The organism is Streptomyces sp. SM11 (assembly GCF_002910905.1).
Taxonomy (GTDB): domain Bacteria; phylum Actinomycetota; class Actinomycetes; order Streptomycetales; family Streptomycetaceae; genus Streptomyces.
Window position 1 is genome coordinate 1 of the sequence record NZ_NEUE01000130.1, and the last position, 10,351, is coordinate 10,351.

Annotated in this window: 11 protein-coding genes and 1 pseudogene; 11 read left to right on the forward strand and 1 reads right to left on the reverse strand. The window is 72.8% G+C overall.

What is annotated here, in order from left to right:
* On the reverse strand, nucleotides 1–806 hold an 806-nt coding region (locus tag B9S58_RS09800; RefSeq protein ID WP_103531728.1), incomplete at its 3' end, for a UbiA family prenyltransferase.
* 118 nt (nucleotides 807–924) lie between these two features.
* Here B9S58_RS09800 and B9S58_RS09805 point away from each other — a divergent pair.
* From B9S58_RS09805 to B9S58_RS09855, 11 genes and pseudogenes are all read left to right on the forward strand, one after another.
* Nucleotides 925–1,977: a type III polyketide synthase gene (locus B9S58_RS09805; protein ID WP_103531729.1), complete on the forward strand. Its 1,053-nt coding sequence runs from the start codon at nucleotides 925–927 to the stop codon at nucleotides 1,975–1,977.
* 69 nt (nucleotides 1,978–2,046) lie between these two features.
* Nucleotides 2,047–2,574: an isoprenylcysteine carboxyl methyltransferase family protein gene (locus B9S58_RS09810; RefSeq protein WP_103531730.1), complete on the forward strand. Its 528-nt coding sequence runs from the start codon at nucleotides 2,047–2,049 to the stop codon at nucleotides 2,572–2,574.
* Complete coding sequence (locus B9S58_RS09815; protein WP_103531731.1) at nucleotides 2,571–3,587, forward strand: NAD(P)/FAD-dependent oxidoreductase; 1,017 nt, start codon at nucleotides 2,571–2,573, stop codon at nucleotides 3,585–3,587. The genes B9S58_RS09810 and B9S58_RS09815 overlap by 4 nt, the downstream gene beginning before the upstream one ends.
* 148 nt (nucleotides 3,588–3,735) lie before the next feature.
* Nucleotides 3,736–5,406 carry an MFS transporter gene (locus B9S58_RS09820; protein WP_103531732.1) on the forward strand — a complete coding sequence of 557 codons (1,671 nt, stop codon included), beginning with the start codon at nucleotides 3,736–3,738 and terminating at the stop codon, nucleotides 5,404–5,406.
* A 3-nt stretch (nucleotides 5,407–5,409) separates the two neighbouring features.
* Complete coding sequence (locus B9S58_RS09825; protein WP_103531733.1) at nucleotides 5,410–5,865, forward strand: VOC family protein; 456 nt, start codon at nucleotides 5,410–5,412, stop codon at nucleotides 5,863–5,865.
* Between the two features lie 94 nt (nucleotides 5,866–5,959).
* Nucleotides 5,960–6,358 carry a DUF6221 family protein gene (locus B9S58_RS09830; protein WP_103531734.1) on the forward strand — a complete coding sequence of 133 codons (399 nt, stop codon included), beginning with the start codon at nucleotides 5,960–5,962 and terminating at the stop codon, nucleotides 6,356–6,358.
* A gap of 113 nt (nucleotides 6,359–6,471) precedes the next feature.
* Complete coding sequence (locus B9S58_RS09835) at nucleotides 6,472–7,338, forward strand: hypothetical protein (RefSeq protein ID WP_103531735.1); 867 nt, start codon at nucleotides 6,472–6,474, stop codon at nucleotides 7,336–7,338.
* Between the two features lies 1 nt (nucleotide 7,339).
* Nucleotides 7,340–7,777 (forward strand): hypothetical protein, encoded by a 438-nt coding sequence (locus tag B9S58_RS09840; RefSeq protein WP_103531736.1) that lies wholly within the window; start codon nucleotides 7,340–7,342, stop codon nucleotides 7,775–7,777.
* Entirely contained in the window at nucleotides 7,774–8,091 is a 318-nt protein-coding gene (locus tag B9S58_RS09845; RefSeq protein WP_103531737.1) for a hypothetical protein, read from the forward strand. Before B9S58_RS09840 ends, B9S58_RS09845 begins: the two co-directional genes overlap by 4 nt.
* Nucleotides 8,092–8,478: 387 nt before the next feature.
* Nucleotides 8,479–8,682 carry a cold-shock protein gene (locus B9S58_RS09850; protein ID WP_032791721.1) on the forward strand — a complete coding sequence of 68 codons (204 nt, stop codon included), beginning with the start codon at nucleotides 8,479–8,481 and terminating at the stop codon, nucleotides 8,680–8,682.
* A gap of 134 nt (nucleotides 8,683–8,816) precedes the next feature.
* Nucleotides 8,817–10,351 (forward strand): annotated as a pseudogene (locus B9S58_RS09855) (IS1182 family transposase); the annotation flags it as partial.

Sequence of the window (10,351 nt, forward strand, 5' to 3'; positions counted from 1 at the left end):
GCCGCACCGGCCAGGACGAGCGCCGCCGCGCCCCCGCCGTCCACAGGTCCGGGCGGACCGAACGCCAGCACCGCCGTGGCGCCGAGGAGCGGCAGCGGCAGCAGTAGCCTGGTCCCCGTGTCGCCCAGCCGGTGCGGCAGGCCCCGGACCCCCGCCGCCCGGTCCGCCGCGATGTCCGGGAGCGTGTCGGCCAGATGCGCCGCGAACCCGAGCAGGGCCCCGGCCGCCACCGTCCACCACCGGGGCCACGGGCCGCCGGGCAGGGAGAGAGCGACGGCGGCCGGCAGGGCGCCGAACCCGGCCACGTACGGCAGCCAGGACAGGGCGGTCGCCTTGAGCCGCAGGTTGTAGAGCCAGGCGGCCGCGACCGCGGCGAGGTGCACCGTACCGGCGAGGGCCCCGCAGGCCAGCGAGAGCGGTACGCACAGGGCGAGCGCGATCGCCGCCGCCGCCCACACCGTGCCCGGCTCGACCGTGCCGTCCGCCGCGGGCTTCCCCCGGCGGCCGGCCCGGGCGTCACGCCGCGCGTCGTACGCGTCGTTGCACCAGCCCACCGAGAGCTGGCCGGTCAGCACCGCCACCGTGACCAGCGCGGAGCGGGGGCCGCCGAGACCGGAGCCGAGGGCGAGGGCGCAGGCGAGCGCGGTCACCGCGAGCGCCGGTCCCGGGTGGCACGCGAGCGCGAGCCCCACGACCCGGCCCCGTCGCCCGGCGCCGGCCGGAGTCGTTCCGGCCGGAGTTGCGTCGGTCGGAACCGCTCCGGCCGGATCCGCGCCGGCCGGGCTCACCCTGTCCGTGGCGTCCATCGGGCGATCGTAGGGGCCCGGCACACCGTCAATGCGGCGACCGGGCGGGTCCTTCGCGCCGATTCACCACTCGCTGTGGGCAGGATGGAGGCATGACGCCACCCAAGCAGGAAGCAGGATGACCCGCATCGCCGCGGTTCACGGGGCCCTGCCGCCCCACCGCCACACCCAGCGTGAGGTCACCGACATGGTGGCCCGTACCTGCCTGCCGCCCGGTGCGGACCGCCGTGTCCTGGACCGGCTCCACGAGAACGCCCGGGTCCGCACCCGCCACACCGTGCTGCCCCTGGACGCCTACCGCGGCCTCGACGGCTTCGGCGCCTCCAACGACGTGTTCATCAGCTCCGCCGTCGACCTCGGCGGCCAGGCCGTACGCGGCGCGCTGCGGGCGGCGGGGCTGCGGCCCACCGACGTGGACCTGCTGATGTTCACCTCCGTCACCGGCATCGCCGCCCCCTCCGTCGACGCCCGGCTCGTGTCCCGCCTCGGGATGCGGTCGGACGTCAAACGGCTGCCCGTCTTCGGCCTCGGCTGCGTCGCCGGTGCCGCCGGGACCGCCCGGCTGCACGACTACCTCCTCGGCCGCCCCGACGACGTGGCCGTGCTCCTGTCGGTCGAGCTCTGCTCCCTCACCTTCCAGCACCACGACCCCTCGCCCGCCAATCTGGTGGCGACCGCGCTGTTCGGCGACGGAGCCGCCGCCGTGGTCGCGCTCGGCGGCCGCCGGGCCGTCGCCGGGCCCGAGATCGTCGCCACCCGCAGCCGGATGTACCCGGACACCGAGCACGTCATGGGCTGGGACATCGGCTCCACCGGCTTCTCCGTGGTCCTCGACCCGGCGGTGCCCGACGTCGTCCGCCGCTATCTCGCGGACGACGTACGGGAGTTCCTCGACGAGCACGGCCTCAAACCGAAGGACGTCGCCCACTGGGTGTGCCACCCGGGCGGCCCCAAGGTACTGGAGACCGTCACCGAGGTCCTCGATCTGCCCGACGGCGCGCTCGACGTCACCTGGCGCTCGCTGGCCGACGTCGGCAACCTGTCCTCGTCCTCGGTCCTGCACGTCCTGCGGGACACCATCGAACAGCGCGGACCGGAGCCGGGCACCCCCGGGCTGCTGCTGGCCATGGGCCCGGGATTCTGCTGCGAACTGGTGCTGCTGCGCTGGTAGGACGGAGAGACCCGATGACCCGCCACCCGTGCCGCCGCACCCGAACCCGACCGTGAACGGGAGCCCCGTATGACCTGGTACACCCTCCTGGTGCTGGCCGTCGCGGCCGAGCGCCTCGCCGAACTCGTCGCGGCCCGCCGCAACACCCGCTGGAGCCTCTCCCGGGGCGGCACCGAATCGGGCCGCGGGCACTATCCGGCGATGGTCGCCCTGCACACCGCGCTCCTGGTGGGCGCTCTGGCGGAGGTCCGGCTCGCCGAACGTCCCTTCCTGCCCGTCCTCGGCTGGACGATGGTCGCCGTGGTCGTGGCCGCGCAAGCGCTGCGCTGGTGGTGCATCCGCGCGCTCGGCCCCCGCTGGAACACCCGCGTCATCGTCGTCCCGGGCCTGCCCCGCGTCACCGGCGGCCCCTACCGGTGGACGCGTCACCCCAACTACGTCGCCGTCGCCGCCGAAGGCCTCGCGCTGCCCCTGGTCCACGGGGCGTGGGCGACCGCCCTCGTGTTCACCGTTCTCAACGCCGCGCTCATGGCCGTGCGGATCAGGTGCGAGGACCGGGCGCTGGCCCGGCTCCCGGCCATGGACGCACCCGCGTGATCGACGTCCTGATCGCCGGCGGCGGACCGGCCGGACTGGCCGCCGCGATCCGGGCCGCGTCGGCGGGCCTGGAGGCGGTGGTCGTGGAACCGCGCACCGCCCCCGTCGACAAGGCGTGCGGCGAGGGCATCATGCCCGGCGGCGTCGCGGCCCTGCGCGGCCTCGGCGTCCGGGTCACCGGCCACGAACTGCGCGGCATCCGCTACACCGACGGCCGACGCAGCGCGGAGGCGGCCTTCCGGGGCGGTCCCGGCGCGGGCGTGCGCCGCACCGAACTCCACACCGCCCTGCACGAGCGGGCCGCCGCCCTCGGCGTACGCGTCGTCGCAGCAAAGGTGGGGGAGATCCGCCAGGACGAGCGCACCGTCACCGCCGCCGGACTCACCGCGCGCTGGCTCATCGCCGCCGACGGACTCCACTCGCCGCTGCGCCGCGCCCTGGGCCTCGACCGACCCGTCCCCGGGCCCGGCCGCTACGGTCTGCGCCGCCACTACACGCTCGCCCCGTGGACGGACCACGTCGAGGTGCACTGGTCCCGGCACGGCGAGGCGTACGTGACCCCGGTCGGCGAGCAGTTGGTGGGAGTGGCCGTCCTGAGCCGCGACCGCCGCCCCTACGACCAGCACCTGGCCGCCTTCCCTGTCCTCGCGGCCCGGCTCGCGGGCAGCCCCGGGGCCACCCCCGTACGCGGGGCCGGTCCGCTGCGTCAGCGGGCACTGGGCCGGCGGGCCGGGCGCGTCCTGCTGGTCGGCGACGCCGCGGGCTACGTGGACGCCCTGACCGGGGAGGGCATCGCCCTCGCGGTGGCCACCGCGAAGGCCGCTGTCGACTGCCTGACCGCCGGCCGGCCCGAGGACTACCCACGCCGGTGGGCGCGGGTCACGCGACGCTACCGCCTGCTCACCGCGGCCCTGCTGGGAGCCGCCGGCCGCCCGTCCTCGGGGCGGCTGATCGTCGCCGCGGCCCACCGGGCGCCCGTCGTCTTCCGTACCGCGGTCCACGCGCTCCAGTGAAGCGAAGGGCCCGCGCGGGCCACCGGCGGCTCGATTGGCGAGGCTCCGGGTTCCGGCATAACGTCGGTCGGGTGAACGCCCGCGTTCACCCGACCGACGCAGAGACCGGCCGCTCCCACTGCCCTCGGCACGAGAGACGAACCGCACTATGACGGGCTCCCACGCGACCCCCGCGGAAACGGCGAAGACGCCTGACCGGCACCGGAGCGGACCGGCGCTGCTGATCATCGCCTCCTGCCAGCTGATGGTGGTGCTCGACATCACCATCGTCAACATCGCGCTTCCGCACATGCAGAAGGACCTGGGGTTCTCCACCGAGAACCTCTCCTGGGTGGTCAACGCGTACACGCTGACCTTCGGCGGACTGCTGCTGCTCGGCGGGCGTCTCGGCGACATCCTCGGCCGCCGCCGGGTCTTCATCTTCGGCGTGCTCCTCTTCGTCTTCGCGTCGCTGCTCGGCGGACTGTCCCAGGAGGGCTGGCAGTTGCTGGCCGCCCGCTCCCTCCAGGGTGTCGGCGGCGCGATCGCCTCGCCCACCGCCCTGTCGCTGATCACCACCACCTTCCGCGAGGGCCCCGAACGCAACCACGCGTTCGGGGTGTTCGCCGCCGTCTCGGCGGGCGGCAGCGCCATCGGCCTGCTGGCCGGCGGGCTGCTGGTGGAGTGGCTCGACTGGCGCTGGGTGCTGTTCGTCAACATCCCCATCGGTCTGCTGATCGCCGTCGCGACCCCCCGGTACATCCGCGAGTCCGAACGCCGTCCGGGCCACTTCGACATCGCCGGCGCCCTGACGTCGACGGTCGGCATGGTGCTGCTCGTCTACGGCTTCATCCGCGCCTCCGAGGACGGCTGGACCGACCCGCTCACCCTCGGCTCGTTCGCGGCCGCCGTCGTGCTCCTCACGGTGTTCATCACGGTCGAACGCGGTTCGAAACAGCCCATCACACCGCTGCGGATGTTCCGCGACCGCAACCGCGCCGGAACCTACGCGATGATGCTCAGCCTCGCCGCGGCGATGTTCGGGATGTTCTTCTTCCTGACCCTCTTCGTGCAGAACGTCCTCGACTTCAGCCCGTTGCGGGCCGGACTCGCCTTCCTGCCGGTGAGCGCCGTCATCGCGGTCGGCGCGGGCCTGGCCTCCCAGCTGCTGCCCAGGTGGGGGCCCAAACCCTTCATGGTGGTGGGCGCGCTCTTGGCCGCCGTGGGGCTCGGCTGGCTGACGCTGACCGATGTCCACAGCTCCTACCTCGGCTCCGTCCTCGGCCCGATGCTCGTGTTCGGCTTCGGCATGGGCATGCAGTTCGTCTCGCTGACCCTGATGGCGGTGTCCGGCGTCGCCCCGAAGGAGGCGGGAGCCGCGTCCGGCATCCTCAACGCCACCCAGCAGGTCGGCGGGTCCCTGGGGCTGTCGATCCTGGTCACGACGTTCGGCACGGCCAGCCGCGACGAGGCGACCGACCAGGTGCCGAGATTCCTCCAGGAGGGCACCCCCGCCCAGCTACTGGAGTTCCGCAGGACCGGCGAGCTGCCACCGCCGTGGGGCGACGAGGTCCTCGCCTCGGGCGTCTCCAGCGCCTTCGTCGTCGCGGCCTGCTTCGCCGTGTTCGCCGCACTGGTCGCCCTGTTCATCATCCAGGTCCGGCCCGCCGACCTGGCCCGCCTCCAGGGCGGCGCGACGCCGCTCACCGGGGAAGCGGCCGCGACGGGGACGGGCGACGGCGGAGCGGACGAGACACCGCCCGACCAGCACACACCACGGCCCGACCCGGACGAGACACGCTCCGGCCCGGACACCGACCGACCCGCGAAAGAGCACTGACCCATGGACTGGACCCTCGAAGTGATCGTGCTTCCCGTGACCGACATCGACCGGGCCCGGGACTTCTACCGGGACAAGGTCGGCTTCCACGTCGACATCGACGCCGAGGTGATGCCGGGCGCCCGCGTCGTCCAGCTGACGCCGCCCGGATCCGGCTGCTCGATCGCCCTCACCGACGGACTGCCCAACCCGACCGGGACCCCGCAGCCGGGCACGTACCACGGCCTCCAGCTCTGCGTCACCGACATCGCCGCCGCGCACGCCGAACTCGTCGGCCGGGGCGTCGAGGTCTCCGAGCCGCAGCGGTACGCCCCCGACGACGGGGCGGCCTTCCTGTACTTCACCGATCCGGACGGCAACGGCTGGGCGGTGCAGGAGTACCGCCGCCGGGAGACCGAACCCCTGCACAAGGTCCTCGCCGACCTGGCTGCGAGCGACGCGGGGGACACGGTGGGGTGAACCGGATGCGGAGGTGGATCGTGCCGCGCCCGGTCCACCAGAATGCTCCCCGTATCGAGTGCAGAGATCCATCAGCGCAAGGGAGCGGCATCCAATGGCCGGCAACGCAGACATGGTGGCCTTCGTCCGGGCGCGGCTCGCCGACGAGGAACACGTCGCACTGGCAGCCGGCGGGGACCGATGGCGGTGCCCGGCCGACGTGCCGGGCGAGGTCCACGACCGCACCGGCGGGGTGGCGTTCACGGTGCGGGGCCGGGGCTTCGACCAGCACATCGCCCTCCAGAGCCCCGCGCGGACCCTGGAGCGCATCGAGACGAACCGCGTCATGGTCGGCGAGTACGTCGAGGTGGCCGACCTGGACACCGACCGCCCGGCCGAGGACTTCCGCTCCGGCCGGGCGGTGGGCCTGGGCTTCGCCGTCCGGCAACTCGCCGCCGAGTACGCGGGCCACCCCGACTACCAGGCGCGCTGGCTGCCCCGGTTCATCCAGTAGCACCTGGCGGACCCGGACCTCTCCCATCTCCACGGAATCCTGCAAGTGCCGGTGCAGCGGTTCCAGTTGATCGATAGCATCTCCCCAACGGCCTACCCGGGGGAGCTGCGAGCGTGCCCGACGTCTGGGAGAACACCCGATCACGGTGGGAGAGCGTCCGGCACGCGGTGGACGGCGGTGGCCCGGGGGCCGGGCCGGGCGTGGCCACCCTGAACGGACGGCTCGGCCTCTCGGTCAACCCCGTCGCCGTCACCGGTGAGGCGGGGGCGGGCAAGACCGTTCTGTACGACGCGCTGACGCAGTCGATCCGCACGGGCGACAGCGACAGCTCCCGCAGCCCCGACATCGAGAAGCACGCCACGGTCCTGCGCTCCGGCAACCGTCGCACCCGGGCCGCCGTCACCGTCATCCCGGGGCAGCTGTCCACCCAGCGCCAACGGGCCCTGCACGACACGATGCGGGGCGAGGCCTCCCCGCACGGCATCGTCCACGTCGTCTGCTGGGGGCACAACAGGATCTGGCAGCGCGCCTCCCAGCGCGACGTCCAGGAGGCGCTCGCCGCCGACGGCGCCGTCGACCGGGAAGCCGTACGGAACTGGCACCGCCGCAAGGAGGTGGCCGACTTCCGTCTCCTGGTCGACGCGATCATCGACGGGCAGCTGGCCAAGCGGCTGCGCTGGCTGATCGTCGCGGTGTCCAAGAGCGATCTGTACTGGGACCGGCTCGACGAGGCGCGCGACCACTACATCCCCGGGCGGGCCCGCCGTGAGTCCCCGTTCGCCGCCCTCATGCGGGACCTGGAGAACGAGACGTCGCTGCGCCTGTCCGTCCTTCCGATGGCCTCCCGGCTCATCCGCCACCAGTTCCTTCCGGGGCTGCCCGCGCAGACCTCCCAGCTGGACGACGCGCAGATCGGCGCGCTGCGCACCCACTTCGGCCAGGAACTCCAGTCGTTCATCACGCAGCGGAACGGGGACTGACATGGCCGCGATCGACGGAGCGGCATTCCTGCGGACGCTGGCGGCCGCGGAACGGCGACTGGCGGGCGTCCGGGCCCTGAGCGCCCGGCAGCGCCGGGTCCGCCGGCCCCGGATCGCCTCGGCCTCCCTCGCGGTGCTGATCCCGGCGGTGCTGGCACTCGCCGCCGCCACGGGTGACGGCCCGGGGGGCGTGCTCGTCGTGGTCGGCCTGACCGTGGCGGCGCTCTCGCTCGCGGCGTGCGTCGCCCTTCTGCTGAGGATCGAACGGCCGCTGAACCGGCGGTTCGCGGAGGAGGAACACACCATGATCGAAGAGGTGAACCGGATGCGGGAGCTGTTCACCCATGTCGCCGAGCGGGACCGGTGGGAGGAACGGCTGAAGCGGTCGGTCCGTGAACGCCTCTCCCGCTTCCCCGTGGAAAGAGGGTCGTTCCGGTGATCCGGCGCCTGACCGTCCTCTTCGGCCTGGTGGCCTTCCCCGCCGCCCTGTTGACTTCGGCCGGATACGTACTGGCCACCAGGGAACCGGGGCCGTACCAGAGGGCGTTCGAGGACCAGTGGGACGCCATCGCGGCCGGGTTCGCCATCACCGCGTGCGGGGCGCTGGCCGTGGCCCACGGGTTCCGGCTGTGCTTCAGCGTGCTCGGCGGCTTCCAGCCCGACAACGTACGGCGGGGCACGCTGGCCCTGCTCGCCGGACTGCTCGTCTGCGGAGTGGGTCTGCTGCTGCTCTGGCGGCTGCTGGCGCCCTGAGGGGTGCCCGGCGCGCCGGGCCCATGTGCGGATGGCCGTCGACCGGCGTCACCGGCCCCGGCCGCAGCGGGCCGCGTCCTACGCCCGGCTGCCCCTCCGGCTGCCGCTGGTCCTGTGGGCGCGCGGTGTAGTTCGGTGCGCCGACGGCCCCTGAACGGACGGTAGTCGGTGTGGCATGAGCCGGTGACCGCGAAGGTGATCCACAGCAAAATGGCGTTGCTCTCTGGTGAGGAGTGATCCCGCCGTGTAGCGTCGCCGGAAGATGTCGTGGTTCGCAGTACCTGCCCGCGCCTGGCGCGGGCGTTTTGCTGTGCAGTGCCTGAGAACCAGGGCGATCACCTCCGGGTCCGCGCGGTGCGGATCCGTTTACTGCTGAGAGGTACGGGCATGGCCAGCGGAACCGTCAAGTGGTTCAACTCTGAAAAGGGCTTCGGCTTCATCGCGCAGGACGGCGGCGGTCCCGACGTCTTCGCGCACTACTCCAACATCAACTCCTCCGGCTTCCGTGAGCTCCAGGAAGGCCAGGCGGTGACCTTCGACATCACTCAGGGTCAGAAGGGCCCGCAGGCGGAGAACATCACCACCGCCTGATCCGGGTTGACCGACCCCGGAGCCCCGGAGCGCATCGCGGACGCTGTTGGTTTGTTTGGGGCTCTGCGTGACGTCGGCCTTCAAGACCCGGTTGTGGTCTTGAAGGCCGACGTTGTCGTATGGGGTGGGTGGGGATGTTGATGCAGCCGAAGGGGTCGGGGGAGACCCCGGCGGAGACGGTGCGGGTGGCGCGGGCCGCGTTCCCGAAGGGGAGCCTGGCGATCCGGCTGCGGGACGGGCTGGGGCCGCTGTTCACGGACGAGGAGTTCGCGGACCTCTTCCCTGTCCGGGGCCGGCCTGCCTGGTCCCCGGCCGGGCTGGCGCTGGTATTGGTGCTCCAGTTCGTGGAGGGGCTGACCGACCGGCAGGCCGCATAGGCGGTGCGGGCCAGGATCGACTTCAAATACGCCCTCGGCCTTGCACTGGATGACCCGGGATTCGACTTCTCGGTGCTGTCGGAGTTCAGGGACCGGCTGGTGGAGGCGGATGCCGGGCGGCGGGTGCTGGACGGCATCTTGATCGCGGCCCGGGAGAAGGGCCTGCTCAAGACGGCGGGCCGGGCCCGCACCGACGCCACGCACGTGCTGTCGGCCGCCCGTGAGCTGTCCTGGCTGGAGATGGTCGCCGAAACCCTGCGCTCGGCGCTCAACGCGCTCGCCCAGGCCGCCCCGGGCTGGCTGTCGGACATCGCGGAGCCGGACTGGTTCAAGCACTACGCCACCCGCGCGGAGGACTCCCGGTTCCCCAAGGCCCGGACCAGACGCGACGAGGTGGGAGCGCGGATCGGCCGTGACGGGACGCGTCTGCTGGAAGCGGTCTTCGCAGCGGACGCACCGGCCGGTCTCGGTGTCCTGGCGGAGGTGGAGACCTTGCGGCAGATGTGGGTCCAGCACTTCCACCGGGTGGAGGGCGAGGTGAGGCGGCGGGACCCAAAAGACCGGACGCCGGGCGCGTTGCGCCTGGTCACCCTCTATGACACCGAAGCCCGTGGCAGCGTCAAGCGGGACACTCTATGGGACGGATACAAGGTCCACCTCACCGAGACCTGCGAGCCGCAGACGCCGAACCTGATCACGAACGTGGCCACCACCCTCGCCACCGTCCACGACAGCGTGACCATCCCCGAGATCCATGATGCGCTGGCCGGGCGGGACTGCCTGCCCGGTGAGCACTGGGTCGACGCCGGATACCCCACCGCCGGCCAGGTCGTCACCGCCCGCAGGGACCACGGCGTCGTCCTGCATGGTCCGATGGCTGCCAGCACCGACGCGTCGGCCGACGGGCCCTTCGGGCAGGACGCCTTCACCATCGACTGGGACCGCGAACAGGTGACCTGCCCGAACGGTGTCGTCAGTACGCAGTGGGCCGAGCGGCGTTCCCAGCAGAGCCTGCCCGTCATCCGGGTCCGCTTCAGCCCGGCCGACTGCCGCCCCTGCCCTCACCTGCGCGACTGCGTCAACTCACCCTCGCCGCGACGCCGCGAGCTCAACCTCCGGCAGGGCCGCGACGAACACGAAACCGTCCGCACGGCCCGAGCCGAGCAGCGAACCGAGGCTTGGAAGGAGCGGTACAAGATCCGTGCCGGTGTCGAGGGCACCATCTCCCAGGCCGTCGGACGCTGCGGTCTGCGCAGATCCCGCTACCGAGGCCTCGCGAAGACCAGCCTCCA

Bases quoted from the DNA above. Each gene is read 5' to 3' on its own strand.
- B9S58_RS09830 (WP_103531734.1), top strand. From the start codon at position 5,960: ATGGCCGGCAACGCAGACATGGTGGCCTTCGTCCGGGCGCGGCTCGCC.
- B9S58_RS09810 (WP_103531730.1), top strand. From the start codon at position 2,047: ATGACCTGGTACACCCTCCTGGTGCTGGCCGTCGCGGCCGAGCGCCTC.
- B9S58_RS09805 (WP_103531729.1), top strand. From the start codon at position 925: ATGACCCGCATCGCCGCGGTTCACGGGGCCCTGCCGCCCCACCGCCAC.
- B9S58_RS09850 (WP_032791721.1), top strand. From the start codon at position 8,479: ATGGCCAGCGGAACCGTCAAGTGGTTCAACTCTGAAAAGGGCTTCGGC.
- B9S58_RS09820 (WP_103531732.1), top strand. From the start codon at position 3,736: ATGACGGGCTCCCACGCGACCCCCGCGGAAACGGCGAAGACGCCTGAC.
- B9S58_RS09825 (WP_103531733.1), top strand. From the start codon at position 5,410: ATGGACTGGACCCTCGAAGTGATCGTGCTTCCCGTGACCGACATCGAC.
- B9S58_RS09840 (WP_103531736.1), top strand. From the start codon at position 7,340: ATGGCCGCGATCGACGGAGCGGCATTCCTGCGGACGCTGGCGGCCGCG.